At 47.0% G+C, this 20811-nt stretch carries 17 protein-coding genes and 1 pseudogene; all 18 read left to right on the forward strand.

The window, feature by feature from the left end; all coding sequences use genetic code 11:
• Positions 1 to 451: 451 nt before the first annotated feature.
• The 18 genes and pseudogenes from VN24_RS18375 to VN24_RS18460 all read left to right on the forward strand — a co-directional run bounded on the left by VN24_RS18375 (position 452) and on the right by VN24_RS18460 (position 20682).
• Positions 452 to 2350 (forward strand): PrkA family serine protein kinase, encoded by a 1899-nt coding sequence (locus VN24_RS18375; RefSeq protein ID WP_045671593.1) that lies wholly within the window; start codon positions 452 to 454, stop codon positions 2348 to 2350.
• A gap of 18 nt (positions 2351 to 2368) precedes the next feature.
• Complete coding sequence (gene yhbH / locus VN24_RS18380) at positions 2369 to 3595, forward strand: sporulation protein YhbH (protein WP_045671594.1); 1227 nt, start codon at positions 2369 to 2371, stop codon at positions 3593 to 3595.
• 15 nt (positions 3596 to 3610) lie between these two features.
• Complete coding sequence (locus VN24_RS18385) at positions 3611 to 4861, forward strand: SpoVR family protein (RefSeq protein ID WP_045671595.1); 1251 nt, start codon at positions 3611 to 3613, stop codon at positions 4859 to 4861.
• Positions 4862 to 5013: 152 nt separating this feature from the next.
• A complete protein-coding gene (locus VN24_RS18390) occupies positions 5014 to 6117 on the forward strand; it encodes an N-acetylmuramoyl-L-alanine amidase family protein (protein ID WP_045671596.1) in 1104 nt (367 codons plus the stop codon).
• 36 nt (positions 6118 to 6153) lie between these two features.
• The gene (locus VN24_RS27035) at positions 6154 to 6483 is read left to right on the forward strand and encodes a hypothetical protein (RefSeq protein WP_082083879.1); all 330 of its coding nucleotides are present in this window, start codon (positions 6154 to 6156) and stop codon (positions 6481 to 6483) included.
• Positions 6484 to 6602: 119 nt separating this feature from the next.
• Positions 6603 to 8441 carry a sensor histidine kinase gene (locus VN24_RS18400; protein WP_148505273.1) on the forward strand — a complete coding sequence of 613 codons (1839 nt, stop codon included), beginning with the start codon at positions 6603 to 6605 and terminating at the stop codon, positions 8439 to 8441.
• Positions 8442 to 8462: 21 nt separating this feature from the next.
• Positions 8463 to 10073 carry a response regulator gene (locus VN24_RS18405; RefSeq protein WP_045671599.1) on the forward strand — a complete coding sequence of 537 codons (1611 nt, stop codon included), beginning with the start codon at positions 8463 to 8465 and terminating at the stop codon, positions 10071 to 10073.
• 105 nt (positions 10074 to 10178) lie between these two features.
• Entirely contained in the window at positions 10179 to 11471 is a 1293-nt protein-coding gene (locus VN24_RS18410; RefSeq protein WP_045671600.1) for an ABC transporter substrate-binding protein, read from the forward strand.
• A 344-nt stretch (positions 11472 to 11815) separates the two neighbouring features.
• Entirely contained in the window at positions 11816 to 12697 is an 882-nt protein-coding gene (locus VN24_RS18415; RefSeq protein WP_045671601.1) for a carbohydrate ABC transporter permease, read from the forward strand.
• Positions 12697 to 13530: a carbohydrate ABC transporter permease gene (locus VN24_RS18420; protein ID WP_045671602.1), complete on the forward strand. Its 834-nt coding sequence runs from the start codon at positions 12697 to 12699 to the stop codon at positions 13528 to 13530. Before VN24_RS18415 ends, VN24_RS18420 begins: the two co-directional genes overlap by 1 nt.
• 96 nt (positions 13531 to 13626) lie before the next feature.
• Positions 13627 to 14928: an ABC transporter substrate-binding protein gene (locus VN24_RS18425; RefSeq protein ID WP_045671603.1), complete on the forward strand. Its 1302-nt coding sequence runs from the start codon at positions 13627 to 13629 to the stop codon at positions 14926 to 14928.
• 235 nt (positions 14929 to 15163) lie between these two features.
• Complete coding sequence (locus VN24_RS18430) at positions 15164 to 15640, forward strand: hypothetical protein (RefSeq protein ID WP_045671604.1); 477 nt, start codon at positions 15164 to 15166, stop codon at positions 15638 to 15640.
• 85 nt (positions 15641 to 15725) lie between these two features.
• Positions 15726 to 16088 carry a hypothetical protein gene (locus VN24_RS18435; protein WP_045671605.1) on the forward strand — a complete coding sequence of 121 codons (363 nt, stop codon included), beginning with the start codon at positions 15726 to 15728 and terminating at the stop codon, positions 16086 to 16088.
• A gap of 273 nt (positions 16089 to 16361) precedes the next feature.
• Positions 16362 to 16646, forward strand: coding sequence for a hypothetical protein (locus VN24_RS26495; protein WP_052703036.1), 285 nt, complete (start codon positions 16362 to 16364; stop codon positions 16644 to 16646).
• Positions 16643 to 17370: pseudogene (locus tag VN24_RS26500) on the forward strand (tyrosine-type recombinase/integrase). Before VN24_RS26495 ends, VN24_RS26500 begins: the two are co-directional and overlap by 4 nt.
• Positions 17371 to 18093: 723 nt before the next feature.
• Positions 18094 to 18609 (forward strand): hypothetical protein, encoded by a 516-nt coding sequence (locus VN24_RS18450; protein ID WP_148505274.1) that lies wholly within the window; start codon positions 18094 to 18096, stop codon positions 18607 to 18609.
• A gap of 190 nt (positions 18610 to 18799) precedes the next feature.
• Entirely contained in the window at positions 18800 to 19351 is a 552-nt protein-coding gene (locus VN24_RS18455) for a hypothetical protein (RefSeq protein WP_045671608.1), read from the forward strand.
• Positions 19352 to 19635: 284 nt separating this feature from the next.
• A complete protein-coding gene (locus VN24_RS18460) occupies positions 19636 to 20682 on the forward strand; it encodes a DUF5677 domain-containing protein (RefSeq protein ID WP_045671609.1) in 1047 nt (348 codons plus the stop codon).
• Positions 20683 to 20811: the final 129 nt, after the last annotated feature.

The following is a 20811-nucleotide window of genomic DNA, read 5'->3' on the forward strand; positions in this document are numbered from 1 at the left end:
CCAAACCGAGCCGATAGGAATGGATTAGTGACTCTACGATTCGTTAGAGCTTGGAACGGTTTCAATATGTACAAATAACGATGACTCGGTTCGTAAGCGATACGATGCTGGTCTGTGATCCGTAGATGTTCATCCAACTGAAAGCCGAGCCCCGCAAAACTGGGAGAAGGCCATGGAAGCTGTTTGGAACTTGGAGTGACAGCGAAGAATCTCCGGCGCAAAAGGATCGATATGGTATCGATAATCATATTCAGAAAATTCATATTTATCTGACAACGACAAGCTGATATAATAATATTATACAACTGAATAGTCGGTAGGTTACAGCAATTTCTTCCGAGACACTACACCGTCAACGATTTCACGTTTTCTTCGCTCCAAGCAGACATGGAAATCCGGGCGCGGTGTTTTTGTCATCTTCAGCAATCATCATCACGAAGGAGGGAGCTCTATGGCAATCTTGGACAAACTGGCCGATTATCGGGTAAAAGAACATGGGCTGATCTGGGAAGGCCCGTTCGTGGAGTATTTGGCGCTCGTGCGGAAGCGCCCTCAGATTGCGGGACTCGCGCATGACCGCATTTACCGGATGATTGAATCGAAGGGGATCGTAGACAGGGGCGAGGGCAAGCGGGAGTACAAGTTTTTCAGCTCAGCGCTGTTCGGTCTCGAGGACGATCTGCAGACGTTGGTCGAAGAATATTTCCGTCCGGCTGCACAGCGGCTTGATGTACGGAAACGGCTGCTGCTGCTGATGGGACCCGTCAGCGGAGGCAAGTCGACGCTCGTCTCCCTTCTGAAAGAAGGATTGGAGAAGTTTTCGCGTACCGACGAAGGAGCTGTATACGCGATCAAAGGCTGCCCGATGCAGGAGGAGCCGCTTCATCTTATTCCGTCCGAGCTGCGGGCGGAATTTGCACAGGAGTACGGCGTCCGCATCGAAGGGGATTTGTGCCCGGTTTGCCGGCTGCGGCTGGAAACCGAATATGACGGGCGGATTGAGGACATGCCGGTAACGCGCGTGCTGTTCTCGGAGGCGAAGAGAGCCGGAATCGGCACCTTTGCCCCATCCGACCCGAAGTCGCAGGATATTGCGGATTTGACAGGAAGCATCGACTTCTCCACCATCTCGCAGTACGGCTCCGAATCGGATCCGCGGGCGTATCGCTTCGACGGAGAGCTGAATAAAGCGAATCGGGGTCTTATGGAATTTCAAGAGATGCTGAAGTGCGATGAGAAATTTCTTTGGAATCTGCTTTCGCTGACGCAGGAGGGCAATTTCAAGGCGGGACGTTTCGCTCTCATATCGGCCGACGAGCTCATCGTTGCGCATACGAATGAAACGGAATACCGTTCGTTTATCGCCAACAAGAAGAACGAGGCACTGCACTCCCGGATGATCGTCATGCGGATTCCTTATAACTTGAAAGTAAGCGAGGAAGAGAGGATCTATTCGAAGCTGATCGGCCAGTCCGATATCCGGGGCATGCATCTTGCGCCGGGGTCTCTCTGGACCGCTGCCGTATTCAGCGTGCTGTCCCGCCTGAAGGATTCGAAGAAGCCGGGCATCGATCCGATCAAGAAAATGTTTATCTACGACGGAATCGAGGTAGACGGCGTTAAGAGCGGCGATGCCCAGGAATTGCGCAAAGAGTTTATGGACGAGGGCATGTCGGGCGTTGACCCCCGTTATGTCATCAACCGCATTTCCAGCGCGCTGATCAAAGGCGACAAGTCATGCCTCAACGCGCTTGATGTATTAAAGTCGCTGAAGGAAGGGCTCGACCAGCATGCTTCGATCTCCAAGGAGGAGCGGGAGCGTCTGCTTAACTTCATCACGCTGGCGCGCAAGGAATACGACCACAAAGCGAGAACGGAAGTTCAGCGGGCGTTCGTCTATTCCTTTGAAGATTCGGCGCATTCGATGATGAACAATTATTTGGACAACGTTGAGGCCTACTGCAACGGATTTAAGCTGAAAGACCCGATTACCGAAGAGGAGCAGGAGCCGGACGAGAAGCTGATGCGCTCCATCGAGGAACAAATCGGAATTACGGAAAATCAGAAAAAAGCGTTTCGGGAAGAGATTTTGATTAAGATTTCAACGCTCGCCCGCCGGGGCCGCAAGTTCGAATACACCTCTCACGAGATGCTGAAGGAAGCGATCGAGAAGAAGCTGTTTGGAGACCTGAAGGACGTGGTAAAAATTACGACGTCGGTCAAAAATCCGGACGAAGTACAGCTTAAGCGGATCAATGAAGTTTCGGCGCGACTGATCGAGCATCACGGCTATTGCGCGACATGCGCCAACGAACTGTTGAAATACGTCGGCAGCTTGTTAAACCGCTAGAGGGAGAGGTGGAGCCGTATGAATGAACCGTTATTCGTGTTGTCGCAGGATGATTGGTCGCTCCACCGCAAAGGTGAGCTGGACCAGCAGCGGCATACAAAGAAGGTTAAGGATGCGATCAAACGCAATCTGTCGGATTTGGTCAGCGAGGAAGCGATCATTACGTCGCAGGGAGACCAGATCGTGAAGGTGCCGATCCGCGGCATGGACGAGCCGAAGTTTCGATACGATTATTCGGACAAGCAGCAGGTCGGACAGGGCAGCGGCGGCACCCGGGTCGGTGACGTCGTCGGTCAGGCCCAGCCCGGGCAGGGCCGCCAGAAGGGACCGGGTCAGGGAGGCGAGCCCGGAGCCGGCGACCAGCCGGGCATCGATTATTATGAGGCGGACATTACGGTGGACGAGCTTGCCGAGTTGATATTCGAGGATTTGCAGCTGCCCCGTCTGAAGCCGAAAAGCGAAGTTGATCTTACGGTGGACGATATACGCTTCAACGATGTCCGCCGCAAAGGCATGATGGGGAACGTCGATAAAAGGCGCACGTTAATGGAATCGATCAAACGCCGCGCTCTGTCGGGCTACGGGGGCGGTTCGGACCTAGCATCCGGCGCCGGCCTGGCGGGTGGGGAGGCCTTGCCTTCCCCGGGCGGTCATGGCCTGATCCGAAATGAGGATATGCGGTTCAAGACTTGGGAGGATGTTCGCAAGCCGCAGAGCGCCGCTGTCGTAATGGCGATGATGGACACGTCCGGCTCCATGGGGCCGTTCGAGAAATATATTGCACGCAGCTTCTTTTTCTGGATGGTCCGGTTTTTGCGTACGAAATACGAGCAGGTTGAAATCTGCTTCCTGTCTCATGACACGGAAGCGAAGCGGGTCGGGGAGGAAGCCTTTTTCACAAAAGGCGAAAGCGGCGGCACAAAATGTTCTTCCGTCTACAAGCTCGCGCTCGAGCTGCTGGACAGCGAATTTCCGCAGTCGCATTACAATGCGTATGCCTTCCACTTTTCCGACGGGGACAATCTCGATTCCGACAATGCCGTAACATCGGCTCTCGTGCGTGAAATGCTGGAGCGGATCAACATGCTCGGTTATGGCGAGATTCGCCGTTACGGTATGGGAGGACGGCTGTGGGACTCGATGAAAGACATCAGCCATGAGGCGTTCAGCCGCTCGGTGCTCCGTGAGAAAGGCGACGTGTATCGCACGCTCAAAAGCTTTTTTGGCGAAGCGGCCGTAGGATGAGGAAGGAGAGTGGTCATGAACCAAGCGGATTATGAACAGCTGGAACAGTCAATCGGCCGCCTGACCGAAATGGCCGCAGCGGAAGGGCTGGACTTCTTCCCGATGCGATATGAGGTGTGCCCGTCCGAAGTGCTGTACTCGATCGGCGCTTACGGCATGCCGACCCGCTTCGCCCACTGGAGCTTCGGCAAAGCCTATCAGCGGATGAAGGCGGAATACGATTTCGGATTAAGCCGGATCTATGAGCTTGTCATCAATTCCAATCCCTGCTATGCGTTTTTGCTGGACCGGAATACGCTGCTGCAGAACAAGCTGATCGTCGCCCATGTGCTGGGGCACAGCGATTTTTTCAAAAACAATGCGATGTTCGCGGCGACGGACCGGAAGATGGTCGACCGGATGGCGGTTTTTGCGTCAAGGATGCGCGCGTTCGAACAGGAGTATGGCGCCGATGAGGTGGAGTATGTACTGGATGCGAGCTTGTCGATCCAGGAACACGTCGATCCGCAGATCCGCTCCGGCCGAAAAGACGGCTTTGGCGAGAAGGAAGGCGGCACGAAGGATGTCGTCGGGTTTATTGCGGGCAACAGCCGGAAGCTGAAGGATTGGCAGCGGGAAATCCTTTATATGCTGCGCGAGGAGATGCTGTACTTCTGGCCGCAGATGGAAACGAAAATTTTGAACGAAGGGTGGGCGACGTTCTGGCATTTGCGGCTGATCCGGCAGCTGGAGCTGAACGATTCGGAAATTGTTGAGTTCGCCAAGATGAATGCGGGCGTCGTGCAGCCGGGAAGCGGAAGCCTGAACCCCTACTACCTGGGACTTCGTATGCTGGAATATATCGAGCGCCGGGAAGGGACGGAAGCTCTTTTCGATATACGCGAGATGGAATCCGACGTATCGTTTCTGCGCAATTATTTAAGCAAGGCACTTGTGGAGGAAATGGATTTGTTTCTGTACGGACGCGATGGCGACGTTTACCGGGTGACGGACAAGGACGTAGCAACCGTCCGCGACACGCTCATCCGCCAGCGCTCCAACGGCGGTTATCCTTACATCACCGCGATTGACGATGATTACGGCGGTCGCGGCGAGCTGCTGCTGCTGCACCGGTATGAAGGGCTGGAGCTGGATCGCAAATACGTGGACCGTACACTGCCGATGGTGCACCGGTTATGGGGCCGTCCGGTTCATCTGAAGACGTGCAATAAGGATAACCGGGAACTGCGATACAGTTTTGACGGCAGTCAGATGCAGGCGGTGTAGCTTCTCCAGATCGAAATGAAAATAATGGAAGTTTTCGACTGCAATGCATGACCAAATGACTATCTCTTCTATGAACCTATGAAAAAGATGCCACCGTACGAATCAATTGGTATAATGGCAATAAAAAAATACCAGTTGAGAGGTTAGGAACATTGAGAAGAAGCCTTTTTGGAGCACTTGTTTTCGCTTTGCTGCTGACAGGGCCGCAGACGGGCGAGGCAGCCGGATCGTCCGGCGTATACCGGGTTGCAGCCGATTCATTGAATGTGCGGGAGGAACCTGACGGGAAGGCCCGGGTTGTCGGCGTGCTGAAGGCAAGAACCATTGTACGCGTATCGGACGATCAGTACGGCTGGGTGAAGGTGAAAGCGGGCGAAACAACCGGCTGGGCGGCCGGCCACTATTTGAAAAAAGCGGATGGTGCCGCCGTGGCGGATGCTTCTTCCGGGAAGAGTACGAGCAGAGCAAAATCGGCAAGGTCGGCTGCCTCTTTGGGGGATTCGGTGCGGCTTCGCAAAGGTCCGGGAACCGGATACGAGGTGATTGGCAGCGTCAACAAAGGCGACCGCCTGACGGTACTGGAATCCGAGGACGGCTGGAAACGGGTACGTACCGCCGATGGAACGGTAGGATGGATGTCCGGGCAATATGTCGGCAGCGCAGCGAATATCGAAGCGGTATCTGCGGTGAAGAACGTTTCGTCCCGGACTGGAAGCATCCGCGGAAAAGTGATCGTCATCGATCCGGGGCACGGCGGCAGCGACCCCGGCATGATCGGGACGAAGCATGAGACGCTGGAGAAGGACCTTACGCTGAGCACGTCGGTTCTTGTTGCTGACCGGCTCCGTACGCTTGGTGCGCAAGTGATTATGACGCGCACGAAGGACAGCCAGAAGCCTGCGCTGTCCGAGCGGGTCCGGATCAGTGAAATGGCGGGCGCGGACGCCTTTGTCAGCATTCATTTCAATTCCTCGGAGCAAGATACGTCCGGTTCGCTGACGTTTTATTATTCGAAGCAGAAGGACGAACGGCTGGCGCGGGCGATCGAAGGACGTCTTAGCCAGCGGATCGGCCTCAAAAGCAACGGCATCTCGTTCGGCGATTTCCATGTGCTACGCGAGAACGACACGCCGTCGGCGCTCGTGGAGCTCGGTTTTCTGAGCAACGCAAGCGATGAGGAAATTGTGCGCACGAAGAGCTACCAGCGCAAAGCGGCTGCAGCGATCGTCGAAGGATTTAAAGATTATTTTGAATAAGGATGCCAGATTGATAGCGAACGGGCCGTTAACCGGTTGTCCGATAAGGACGACCGGTTAACGGCCCGTTCTTTTTTTTCTGCTGTTTTTCGTCTGTCTGCTTGTCGTCGGTTTGCCGATTTTGCTGGAGGAAATGACGATCGGACGCCCGATTTCTCCAAGCTCAAACCAGTTTCCGCACTAACGGCGCTCGGACATGCCTTCTTTTCTCTTTCGCTCGGAATGGGGTCTATTCAACGTGAAGAGAGCTTCGAACAGGAGCTTTTCTACGGGGGGCCCGCCGCGATCATCATCGTTATCTGTTCTCATCAATATTTCGCTGAAAGTCACTACATCAACTGCGAGCCATCGGCTGGGTATGTTTGACATTGGATTTTCTTATCTCTTTCATACGCGATTCCTATTTAACAGCAGAAATAATATAACTTATACTCACGAAATAGAGGGTGGATAAGGTGAAATAACTGCGGAAGTAGGCGTTAATCTTGAACAAATCATCATTATTAGGGCTTCATTTCCTCAATCCTGCCGCTTGGAGCCGGAAATTCAATCATATGTCGCTTCGCAAAAAAATAAATGTCATTCATTTTATCGCAATTTCGACCTGCGTGCTGTTCCTGACCGTTTGCCTGCACCATATGATTTTATCGCAAGCGGAGGAGCGGGCGATCGAGAGCTCCGAACAAGAGGTCGAGCTGATTATCAATACGGTAGGTACACTTGTAAACAGTATGGAAAATTTTTCGAAGCTTGCGATCGTGAATCAAACCAGCCAGTATGTGTTATCACGAAGCAGCGCGAATCAATCGACGACACTCGACCATTTGGAAAACTTGAATTTAATGTATGCCAGCTTGAATTCATTAGTCAATTCCAGTCCGTTAATCGATTCGGTCATCGTTCAATCGGTCAACGGCAATATTTATTACTCATCGAATCTATCCTCGATTACGGCGCAAGAAATGGCGGTTTATCCGAATGAGCGGCTTCTGCAGGCGAAAGGATCGGCCGTATGGGTCGAAACGTTTCAAAGCCCGTTCTTGTCGGACGGCAGGCAAAAGATGATGCTTGCTGTAGGCCGTAAAATTACGAACATGAATGACGGAACGACGATGGGATACGTGTATCTCAACATCGAGGAGCAAAAAATGGCCGGCCTTTACGGCAGCAAGCGGGAAAGCAACGATAGCCAAATTAGGGTCTTGAACGATAACGGGGACATTCTTTCGAGCACGGATTCAAGCTTGCTGGGGCGATCCATCGAGCATTCCGAATATTGGGATATGGTGAAGAGCGGCAATAAAGGATATCAAATTTTTCGGGAAGCGGGCCGGAACGAACTGGTCACGTTTAAAAAAATGGAGCCCATCGGCTGGAACATCGTTTATATCGAACCAACGGACCGGCTCATGAAAGATCAGTGGAAAATAACGTCGTTTAATATCGGATTCGGGATCGCGGCGTTGCTGCTGGCATTGTTTCTGTCGACCTTTCTTTCGAACCGGATTACGAAACCTCTTATACGGTTAAGCCAGGCGATGACGGCGGTCGGCGACGGCAACCTGGATATTCGGACGCAAGTGGCTGCGAATGATGAAATCGGGCGGCTGGCGTTCAAATTCAACGAAATGGTCGGCCGGATTCAAGAGCTCGTGCAGAAGGTCAATGATGAAGAAAAGCATAAGCGGGTGTTGGAGCTTCGGCTGCTGTACTCTCAAATCAAACCGCATTTTTTATATAACACGCTGGAAATGATTCGCTCGATGACGCTTATGATTGCGGCCCGGGACATTAGCAATACCGTGAAGGCGCTGGGCGATTTTTATCGAACGTCGCTTAACAACGGGGGAGAACTGACAACTGCCGCGGTGGAAAAAAAACATCTGGAAAGTTATCTGTTCATCCAAACAAAGCGCTACTCCCATATTCAGTACCGGATTGAATTTGATCAAAGTATCGAGTCATGCTGGATTCCGAAGCTGCTGCTGCAGCCGCTCGTGGAAAACGCCATCTACCACGGACTGCGGGAAAAAGCGGAAGGCGCCATGTGCGAAGTTGCCGGCTTCATTGAACCGCATGATGACGGCGACATCATCTGTTTTGTCGTCAAGGATAACGGCAAAGGGATGGATGCCGAGCAAATAAGCCGAATTTGGAGCCAGGGGCCGGACCGCCGCGACTTGTCCCATTTCGGAATTCGCAATGTGCAGGAGCGGATCTTGCTCCGGTACGGCGGCAAATACGGCATAACGATTTTGCCGGAGGCGGGCGGCGGCGTGCAGGTACAGGTGCGGCTTCCTATTCAAAGCGAGCGGAATGAATGAAACGGAAAGGATGTTGCTTCAATGGAGGGAGTCTTGACCGATACCGGTTTACGGGTTCTGATCGTCGATGATGAATATTACTTCCGCAAGCTTCTGGTCAATTTGATTGACTGGAACGCCTTAGGCTACGAGATTGCTTCCGAGGCGGAGGATGGTCTTGAAGCTTTGGAGCTTGCGTGCAAAGAGCATTTCCATCTCATTATCGCCGATATTAATATGCCCCGATTAACGGGTCTTGATTTTGCAAAGGAATTGAGAGCATCGAACAAGGAAACCAAAATTATTTTTATTACGAGCCACGATGAATTTCAATATGCGAAGCTTGCCATTGCACTCGGTGCATCCAATTATTTGATGAAGCCGGTTGATGAAGTGGAATTGGAAGATGCTTTAAACGAGATCCGCGATCAGATCGGCCAAATGCAAGCTTCCAAAAGACAAGCGGAGCTCGCGCTGCCGATTTTGGGCGAGAGGTTCGTCCGGCAGCTTTTGCTGAACGAGCTGCAGGAACCGCTGGAAGCCGTTCAGAAGCAAGCCAATGATTACAATATCGCTGCCACTGATAACGGTTATGCCGTCATTATCGTACAAATTGACGAGCTGCACGTCCGGTTTGAACAGGAGCGGGATCGCCGTGAGTGTTATGGTGCCGTTAAAAATATGATCGCCCAAAAACTGCAGCCTTTAGGGTCGTGTTATGCGGTCGTGGACGGGGACGAGGATAACATCATTATTTTGGCGGGAGTGAGCGAGGCAAAGGAAATCCTATTAAGCGATTACTGCGAGCTGGCCCGCTCCTTGCTCGATTCCGCCTTGCCGGGCATTCCTTGTACGTTTTCGTTCGGAAAAATTTATAAGCAAATGAACGAAGTCCATTTGTCCTATGCCGAGGCGCTTTATATGCTCAAGAGGAAGTTCGTTGAGGGCGGAAATCGTGTATTCGACTATTACAGCCAAACGCGGGAACACGCGTCTCACGGTGTCATTCAGCCGCTAATTATACGTAATGATTGGCTTAAACTTTTAAGGAACAGAGACGTGAAGTCGATCAATGAATCCATCGATGAACTGATCCGTATGCTTGTCGAAACCCGGGCAAGCAAAGATCGGGCGATTTTGGCGTTAATGGAGTGCATCTCGATCGGCTCCGCCGCGATTCTGGAACGCTATGAGTCGCTGCCGGCACAATGGATGAGCGAGGAACATCCGCACTTCCGCCAAATCCGCAGGCTGGAAACGGTGTTCGGCGTGGAGCAATGGATACGCGACTTTTTTCTTAAGATCGTTTTTCGTGCGCTAGACGGCCAAGAAAATTTGAACAGAAGATCGGACATCGTTCATCAGGCAATGGTGTTCGTTTCCGAAAATTTTATGAATGAAGGGCTGAATCTGCAGCAAACGGCGAAAGAATTGTTCGTCAATCCAAGCTATTTAAGCCATCTGTTTAAAAAAGAAGCCGGAAAATCTTTTGTCGAGTATTTATCCGATCTAAGACTGGAACGTGCGATGGAGCTTCTGAAATCGTCCTCGGACAAGATGGCGGATATCGCAAGTCAAGTAGGCTATTCCGATCCGTACTATTTCAGTAAATGCTTCAAAAAAAAGTTCGGAGTTGCGCCTAAAAACCTATAGCGTTTGATCATCTTCTAAAATTTTTCTGAAAAATCAAAAACGATTTCATTTGTTAGGAAAGCTTACATTGATATACTTTGGATATAAAAAAACAAGGAGGCGGACATGCTGAAGCGCGAGCGGTTATTGGCAATCGGTCTGATGATGACGGCAGCTGTCGTTTCGGCATGCCGCGGCGGTGGAGGGGACGAGGCATCTTTATCCGGCGACAAATCATCCCAGGTAAAGGAAACGTTGACGGTATGGGTTAATCGTCCGGATCCGTTGTATGAAAAGACGGCAAACGAAATCGCGGAAGAAATGAACGTCAGCTTGAAATATGAATTGACGAACGGAGACGATCTGTATACGACCAAACTTAAAACGGCTATCGTGGCGAACGAACTTCCGGACGTGTATATGCAAGACGCGGGACTTTCGGACCGCTCCATGCTGCTGACTTCAAAGTCGGCCGCACCTTTGAACGATACGCTGAAACAATTGGGAGCAGAATCGAAGTACTACAAGGGGCAGTTAACGAAAGATAAAGACGGCACCATTTATTCGCTGCCGTATCGTCCGGACACCGGATATGTACTGCTTTACAACAAAAAGCTGATGGCTAAGCTCGGCAAGCAGCCTCCGAAAACATACGATGACTTGTTGAATATATCCGAAGCGGCACTCGCAAACCGGCTGCTGCCGATCGCATTAGGCAATAAAGACCGATGGCCGGGCGATTTGCTCTATAACATGCTGGTGCTGCGGCAAGATACGGAAGCTTATGCGAAAGCGGCGAAGGGCGAAATGAAATTTACGGACAAGCCGTTTGTTCAGGCGGCGGAGCAGATTATTGAGCTCGTCCGATTAGGCGCTTTCGGTAACGAGGTGCTGGCAAACGGCGATCAAGAAGTGATGAATATGTTTTACAGCGGCAAGGCGGTTTTTTATCCGACCGGATCCTGGGTGTTTTTCAGCGGTGCGATTGAGCATTTGAAGAATGACCTCGGATTTGCGATTTTCCCGAAAACCGGTCCGGTAGATGATTTGTATCTGTCCTCCTTAAGCAATCATAACGATGAAGCGCCGTACGCGCTTTTTGTAAACCCAAGCTCGAAGCGGTTAGCGGAAGCGAAAGAATTCGCCGTTCGATTTTCGCTGCAGCTGAATGATGTGCAGGTGAAGTCGGGGCAAATTCCTTACGCGCAGACGGAAGCGAAGCCGGAGGGACCGATTTCCAAGTCATTCAGTGAGTTTGTGGGTTATACGTTAAAGCTTAAAGGAACCCAAACGTTCTGGTTTGATGTGCTCCCGCGAGAAAAAGGCGAACGTTTCCGTGACTTGACGCAAAAATTGTATACCGGAGATTTATCCGCTGCCGATTTTACGCTGCAACTGGAGGCTGTCATGAGAAAGTAGCCGCCGTTATCGTGGGGGAGGCTTCCCCCTGCCTACTAAACACTCTATCCGCTCCGGATGTTCCTCTTTCAATCCGCATTGTGGTTCGTGCGATCCAATTCCATCCATATGTAATTTTATAACTCGTTTTATTATTTATTATTCATTATATATTATCCCGTTTATTTTTTTAACTATTTCATAATAATTGATATAACTTATAAATATACATATTAATATATTTCACATTCATATTTCTTATGTCCAGATTCATAATAAATATTTAACATAATATAAAATAAAAGTTACTATTTAACTATAAATTATTATACACATACAGGTTGACTTCTGAAAGGAGTGACGGCATGAAAAGGTTTTTCACATCTCAATGGATGCAGCAGACCGTTTTTGTTGGTCCGGCTTTACTGGTCTACGCCGTAATCATTGCTTTGCCGTTCGTCTTTGGAATTTATTATTCCTTTACGAACTGGAATGGGGTTTCGGAAAGCTACGATTGGGTGGGCTTGCGAAATTTTGTAACGGTGCTGACGGACGATCCGCAATTCGGACAATCGTTCTGGTTCACGATCCGATTCACGGTATCCGTCGTCGTGATCAGCAATGTACTCGGGTTTATGCTGGCGTTTATCGTCTCCAAACAACTGAAATCCCGCAATGTGCTGCGGACGATCTTTTTTATGCCTAACGTGCTTGGCGGTTTGGTACTCGGCTTTATATGGCAGTTTATTTTCGTGCAAGGGTTCTCCGTAATCGGAACGAAAACAAACCTTCCATTTTTCAATTTGCCGTGGCTTGGGACGGAAGTAACCGCATTTTGGGCGCTCGTCATCGTAAGTGTGTGGCAAGGAGCCGGTTATCTGATGGTCATATATGTCGCCGGTTTGGCGAACGTGCCCAGCGATCAGATCGAGGCTGCATCGATAGACGGAGCAAACGGATGGCAGGTTATGCGGCACATTATTTTGCCGCTCATTATGCCGGCCGTGACGGTTTGTCTGTTTATTACGATTTCATGGACGTTCAAAATGTTCGATTTGAACTTCTCGCTAACAAAAGGCGGTCCGTACAACTCTACCGAATCGGTCGCGATGAATATTTTTGCCGAGGCGTTCCAAAACAATCGTTACGGGCTTGGGACGGCAAAAGCGCTTCTGTTCTTTATAGCCGTTACCCTGATTACATCCGTTCAGGTGTATCTTACGAAGAAACGCGAGGTGGAAATGTAATGTTGGAAAAACCGTATTCCTTCAAGGTGTTTGGAGTCGAAGCAATTGCAATTTTGCTGGCGTTGATTTTTATCGCACCGTTCTATTTTGTATTCGGGAACTCGGTCAAGAGCTTTGCCGAACTGCTGACGAATACGGCAAGCCTGCCGACGAGTCTGCACTGGGACAACTATTCCCGGGCCTGGGAAGCGCTGAACTTCCCGCTTGCATTGCGAAATTCGTTCGTGATTACCGTGCTGAGCAACATCGGCCTCGTATTCATTTCCTCCATGGCCGCTTACCGTTTGGTACGCCATCCGAGTCGTTTGAATCGGGTACTGTTCTCGTTGTTTGTCGCCGCGATGGTGATCCCGTTTCAAACGATTATGATTCCGATGGTGAAGCTGTTCAGCTGGCTCAGCCTGATCAACACCATACCGGGCATCGTCATTTGTTACATGGGACTGGGCGTTTCCTTCACCATTTTCTTGTACTGCGGTTTTATTAAGTCGATACCGAGGGAAATCGAAGAATCCGCCGTTGTGGACGGCTGTACGCCTTACGGCACTTTTTTCCGAATTATCGTGCCGCTGCTGAAGCCGATGACCGTCACCGCCATTGTGCTGAACAGCTTGTGGATTTGGAACGATTTCTTGACCCCGCTGCTCTTTTTGCAAAAACCGGGTCTGCAAACGATCCAGACGGCGACGAATACGTTGTTCGGTCAATATATGAAACAGTGGGATCTTGCACTGGCCGCGCTCGTGATGGGCATGATTCCGGTAATGGTGTTCTTCCTTTGTTTGCAGCGTTTTGTAATTAAAGGCATCGCAGATGGAGCGGTCAAAGGTTAAGTTGTTGCGGGGCAAGGCGAGAAAACTTGAGTGTCCGGTTTGTATAGGGCACCTTCACATACAGCCATAAACAACGCTAATGGGAGGTTTTTTCAGATGAAACGATTGGTAAATGTTGCTTTTGTTTCGGTTTTGATGGGGTCTGTGCTTGCGGGATGCGGTTCCGGCGGTTCGGCAAATAAAGAGAACAGCAGCGGTACAGGGGCTGAAAACACGGGTTCCAACAAGCAAGTTGTGGTGAAAGTGTTCCAACAGAAGGTTGAAATTGCCGACCAGCTTCCGGCGCTGGCAGCGGAATATGAGAAGACTCACCCGGGCGTCAAAATTGAATTCGAATCGGTACTGTCCAGCGATTATATGACAAAGCTGAAGGCGAAGCTGTCGGCGAACGAAATGCCGGATATTTTCAATAACGGCGGATACAGCGAATTGAACGTATGGAAGGACCAACTCGAAGATCTGTCCGATCAGCCTTGGGTGGGCGAAGCTCTTGACGTTGCGAAAGAACCGATGATGAGTGACGGCAAGCTGTACGGCATTCCGATCAACCTCGAAGGCGACGGTCTCGTCTACAATAAGGACATGTTTGCCAAAGCCGGCATTACCGAGCTGCCGAAAACCCGTTCGGAGCTGGAAGAAGTAAGCAAGAAGCTGCAAGCGGCAGGATTTACGCCATTTATTAATAACTACGACAGCGCTTGGACGCTCGGCATTACGATGTTCAACTATCCGATGGCGGAGCAGCAGGACCCGAACGCCTTTATTGCCGGCCTGAACGGCGGAACGGCCACGTTCAAAGACAATCCGTTGTTCAAGGAATGGACGAAATTTATCGACTTGAGTTTAAAGTACGGCAACAAGAATCCGCTGACGACCGACTACAACGGCTCGCTGGCGATGTTTGCATCCGAACAAGGCGCGATGACGGTTGGCGGCAACTGGATTCAGCCGGTCATCGACAAAATCAATCCGAATATTAATGCCGGCCTGATGCCGATTCCGATCAGCGACGACGCCGCATTGAATCAAAAAGCCGTGTTCGCCGGACCGACGACTTGGGTGGTGTACAAAAATTCGAAAGTAAAACCGGAAGCGAAAGAATTCCTGAACTGGCTCGTTACCTCCGCCGAAGGACAAGACTATCTTGTGAAAAAATTCAAGCTTATGCCGGCTTTCAAAAACGTTAAAGCCGATCCGGCCGATCTTGGCGGAATTGCCGGCGATATTCTACCTTATATCGCCAAAGGCGATATTCTCGGATGGCAGTATGCGAAATATCCGGACGGCAGCACGAAGGAATTCGCCGCTTCAATGCAAAAGTATATTGCCGGCAAATCAAACGGCGACCAAATGCTGGCTGAATTCCAGCAAACGTGGGACAAGCTGAAAAGCAAGTAATGACACTAGGAGAGTCATGCCTGTTAACTCCAAGCCTATAACTCAGAGTTATCGCTAGAGTTATCGATATGAACAACGGTTGCTTTACTGACGCCCGAATTATTTTGATGGTATGAATGTGGGGGAGCCGAAAGCTTCCCTTTTTTTCTCAGCGTGCCTCATCTATACGTGAACGATTTGAATATTTCCCCACTCCATCTTATATGTTACAAATATACATTAAGAAGGTCGTTACATGGATAAAACTTATCATATCGATGTGATTTTCAAACAAATTCCGTTGTTAAGAGATTTTGTCTATCATTACGTCGCTTACAAAGAGCTTTATTCCCGGGGCAGAGGACCTGAAGGAGAAGAGAAGTTTTGGACTTACATAGTAAATGCTCATCTGTCGCAAGCCATCATTAATTGGGTGACCGTATTCGAAGTCGTTAGCGATCAATCCCGTTGGAATAGAATGGATCTTAAATTGGATCCTAAACGGAAAACAAGGGAAGAATTTGTATCCGACCTGTTAACACATATCCAATTTACCGAACAAGAATGGAAACAATATTGGAACGAGGTCTCTGAATTCAGGGATAAGTTTGTAGCCTATGGGGATATTCTCTTTGAAAAGCCAGCGGCGTATTTAGACATTGCATATAAGGCAGCACGTTTTTACGATAGATGGATAAGGGAACAGGTTAACGGGATTCTTATAATGGACTAACACTCAAGGAAATGGAAGGTGTATACCACATATTATCTGCTCATTCCACATATTAATAGAGGAGTGAGAGGAGAGTGGATCCGGAATGGAATCGCTGGATGCCCATGAATGGGTCAAACGGTATACATCGCTCAAAAAACGCAAAACCGAGTTGGAGAACGAGATGAACCAACTGCGAAGCCAAATTATCGAATACTGCGAACAGCGGCATTTGACAGAATTTGAAACGGGACATTTCCGTGTGAAGCTGATCTACCAGGAACGAAAAGAATACGACGATCAGAAGCTGTACGAAGCTTTGCCTGATCCGGATGTTTGGCGCTACATATCCAAAGCCGACCCCGGTAAAATTTCAAGCTTATTGAAATTAAACGTTCTTTCCGAAGACCAATTGAGCAATACCTTTAAATTGAAACGTATTTCGCTGCTGCAGGTGGACAAACAATAGTATCTTACACCTCGAATTTCTTAACTGTGACATGGAAAGAGGCAATATGATAGGCGGATATCTGATGTATGTACCAAGGTCCGTGTCGCCATTGTTTCCGCAAAGAAATCTATCTTTTGTTTACCGCCTATCATACAAATGGTAGAATGAAAGTATGATTTTTAACAAAATTCCGAAAGCATCGGGAGATTTCAAAGTCCATTTGGGCTTTGTGATCTCCCTTTTTTAATTTCCAATATTTAGAATGGTTGCTATAATGGAAGGTGAGACGTGATGGAGATATCGCTAACAAAACGCGACGAGACAGCGTTGGCCGTAAAGTTCAACAACTTCAACCATAATGACATTGCCAAATTGAAGAGCTTATCGGGGAGAAGATGGATTCCTGAACAATCCATTTGGACAGTACCGTATACGATCCAAAAAGTCGACCAACTGTTAAACCTGTTTAACGACAGCATTTTTCATGTGGACGCGGAATTGCTAGAAGAGTGCTACATTCTTCAAGAACGGCTTAACTCACAAAAGCCTACTGCGATCAAATCGAACGATTTATGAATTATACGCAGGAACAAGCGGCTCACACACATCGTCAAATGATCGAGAACTATTCTCTCTTCTTGCTGGATCGAAAATGCTCGCATGCTTACGTTAATCAGGCTATCAGTGCAATCAAATTTTATTTTCAAAAGGTTCTTCAAAAATCCGCTTCATATGTAAGACCGAAAAAAGAAAACAAACTTCCTAATGTATTGTCTCTAAACGAATTGATCCTTATTTTGAAATCGATCCAAAACTTGAAGCATCAAGCTATATTATATTTAACGTATTCCTCCGGTTTACGGGTCGGAGAGGTCGTACGTTTGCGACTACAAGATTTGGACAAAGAACGTCAATCATTGCGTATTCGCCAAGGAAAAGGGAGGAAAGACCGCCTAACCTTGTTGTATGATCTGGCTTTTGAGATTGTTCAACGATACATACAGCAAGAAAGGACGGATGTATGGTTGTTTCCCGGTCAAACGGCGGGGAGGCATTTGACGGAACGATCTGTTCAAAAAATCTTTGAACGAGCATTAGTCTCGTCCGGTGTTATGAAGAAGGTCAGTGTACATTCGTTGCGCCATTCATTCGCCACTCATTTATTGGAAGAGGGATCGATATTCGCTATATTCAGGAGTTGCTTGGTCATCAAAGCACCCGTACAACGGAACGTTATACACATGTGAGTGTAAAAGATATTCGACGCATCAAAAGTCCGCTAGACCAAATGAATGATTAAACGCGTTGTTGACTGAAAAATCGCAAACCCAACGTTTTGGGTGGTTTGCCCGAAGTTCACAAATACCGCCTAGTAAGCAACATTTACGAATTTCGTGAAAAAGACGTTAGACGAAATACCCTGAAAGGATTGAAAACCATAGACATCGAAATCATTGAAGTGGATAAAACACATTCAAAAATCTTACATAGTAACGGAACCCTGGGGTACTGGGCCAGGTATCGACATTACTTTGTTGAGGGTTGTTGCTACTTTGTTCCGTATAACAGTCAACCTATAGAGCTATTTAAGAATTATTCAGTGGAGACAAGTCAAGAGTCAGTAATAAATATTAGGCATACAACTATAGAGAAGTATTCAATTAAATATATTGAGAAGATAAATACATATCAAATTATAGGGACTGTAAGTTTTATAAACGAGGATAAAGATCTAATAGTAGTTTCTGCTCAAGATGTTGATTTTTGTATAAGCAATGAGGAATACGAGATAAGTAATATAAGAATGAATGATTGGTTGGAGGTTGAGATTGAAGGATTATCATTGTGGGATGAGGGCATTTACTAGAAGACAGGGTACTTCGTCTAACACCGTATTCACGATGCGTCGCAGACGCTCCTTGGTTCGCCCGAGGCAATTTCATTGATGTTAGATCAGGCGAACAACCCTGCACCACCTAACCGCATCGCGACCGGCCTGACGGCCTTAAGGTGGTGAGGGTTCGTGAATACAAGAACGTTATACGACATACCACTGAGGGGTGATTCGATGAAGTTACTATTTAAAAAGCAGATTAAACCCAAGTTTATGTCTATTTATATAAAGTCAAATGATCATTTATATTTAGTTGCCAATTCATTTAATAAAGATAATTGGATTGTTGAAACCGATTTTTATAATGAAATCCCTTTAGAAGCTTCAGATAAAGAAATTTTAACCAAATTTAAAGAATGTCTAGATAATTGCAATAAAGCACTGCCTTTAGATTTAAATGATAAAACTCACTTAAAAGCAATTTGTAAAATAACAGGTTATAAATCTTACACAAGAGCAACACAAGGAATTAAATTAATATCAATAGAAGCAAATGATAATTGTGAGTATATAATCACGCCTACAGAGAAGAAGAAAGGTCAAGGTTATCTGCATATAGGAGAAAAGAAAATTATTTGTAATGAAGTTGATTTAATTCTATCAATAAGATTAGTAATAAAGATTGTTAGTATTTCAAGTGAGTAGTGGTACGTCATATAACAACGTGTTCACGCATCGGGCTACGCCCTCGGTCCGCAGAAGTTGAAGTCGAAGAAGGTTAATCAGCGGACACATCCATCCCCCTAAGATAAGAGCTATCTAAGGGGAATGGACGTCGTGAATACAAGAGACGTTATATGACATTCTCCAAGTGCATAAGAGAGGAAAAACCTAAATGTTTAACTTGTCAACATTAGCTCAACTTCTCAAACAAAAAAATGAAATAGACAGACAAATGGCTTCAATTTTGAGGCGTCCTGCAATGCTTGGTCATACTGGTGAATTCATTGCTTCAAATATTTTTAATATTACTCTTCAAGAGAGTGCCAACTCAAAAGGTATTGATGGATATTTTAATAAACAACCACTTCAAGGTTATTCGGTAAATATTAAATGGTATACCAAAGATTCAAGAATGCTTGACATTAATCCTAATGGATTACCAGATTATTTCCTTGTTTTGACGGGGGATGGAAATTATTCACTAGGATCTTCGAAAGGCACTCATGCTCCTTGGATTATTAAAAAGATTTATTTGTTTAATACAAAACTGCTGATGGAAAATTTGAAAACAAGGAAAGTAAAAATCGGTATTGCTACAAGTATTATTAAAACAGTATGGGAACAAGGAGAAATATACCCGGAAAACATCAATAAAGAATTAGTAATATCGAATGAACAAAGGGATCTTATAAGACTATTCGATGAAGCGGAGAACGTCATATAACACCATACTCCCGCTGCGTCGCTGACGCTCCTTGATAATCTGCCCGAAGATAAGTCGGAGAAGAAGAATCAGGCAGATAACCCTGCGAGGCTAAGTCTTCGACCCGTTCGCTGGCGCTCACTTAAGCTTTTCGGGTTCGGGAATACAAGAACGTTAGACGAAAGCACCTAGCCGGACAACCACTGCGAGCCTAAGTGTTTACGCACCCACTCCCGCTTGTTGTTTAAGGCTCTTAGGTTCGTGAATACAAGAACGTTAGACGAAATTTATTGGGGAGAGAAAATATGAAAAAAATGCCCTCACGAAATTCTCAATGTCCATGTGGTAGTGAAAAGAAATTCAAAAAATGTTGTATAAATAAAAATTTCAGTTGGATTTTAGATGATGACGGGATTTATAAACGTTCAATACCTATCAAAGATCCAGATTTAATAGCAGCTATAGAGAAACATCAAAACAGATTTGTTGAGATATATGGTAGAGAACCAAAGGACGACGACCTATTCTTCTATGATCAATATGTATCACCTATGGATGAAAATGAAGTTGAAAAAATGACGGTGAAATTATTAGAAGAAGTAAACGCAGACCCAGCATTTATCCATGCCTATAAGAAGACTGGTAGATTAGTAGTCAAGGGATATGAAGGGAATTTAACTGATGCAGAGTTAAGTGAATGGCGTAGTGCTTTGGCAGAGTATTATAAATTGAGTGAGGAACTTCAATTTGAAGAAACCGTATCAGAAAGTGAGAATAATGATTATCTGGTAGAATTTGAATCTTCACTCTATTTGTTTGGAATGATCATCGCAAAGTATGGCCATGTTGAGGGCATAAAGCTTACTCACAATGATTTTATTATGTTTTGTGTCACGAAGTCGTTTAAGACCTTTAAATCTATTCAAGTTCAATTAAAAGCCGGACTGATTGAAGATTCGCTCAATTTGTTAAGGTCGGTTTATGAAAATTATCTTAACATAATATATGTTTTACGATATCCCGAAAGATTAGATGATTTAGTAGCAGCAAGAATTGGTATGGAAGAAGGAACTCACGAGTATTTAACCCATAGTAGTGGTAAGTCTGATAAGAGGACTATCGTTGATAAAGTAACTGGGCAGAAATATATAGGTCATATCTCTACTTATTCAATGGCCACTGCAAGTCCCTACAAAGAAGATATATTAATATTTGATAAATTGTATGAAAAGCTATCGAGATTTACTCATCCAAACATATTAGTTTTTAAGCATTATGTTAGTAACGAAAAATTTAATCCACACCATCGGGGCAAAACTGACGATGTAATTATACTTTCTATATTTACTTAGCATGCTTCTGTTAGAACAACTGTTGAGTATCAACACAGACAAACAAATGAAACAAGACATAAGGAATCGTCTACTAAAAATGAAGAATATTATTATAGAAATATTTATTGATTTTGCTACTGAAGAAGA

Origin of the sequence: Paenibacillus beijingensis, assembly GCF_000961095.1 — a bacterium.
In the GTDB taxonomy this organism is placed as follows: Bacteria; Bacillota; Bacilli; order Paenibacillales; family Paenibacillaceae; genus Paenibacillus_O; species Paenibacillus_O beijingensis.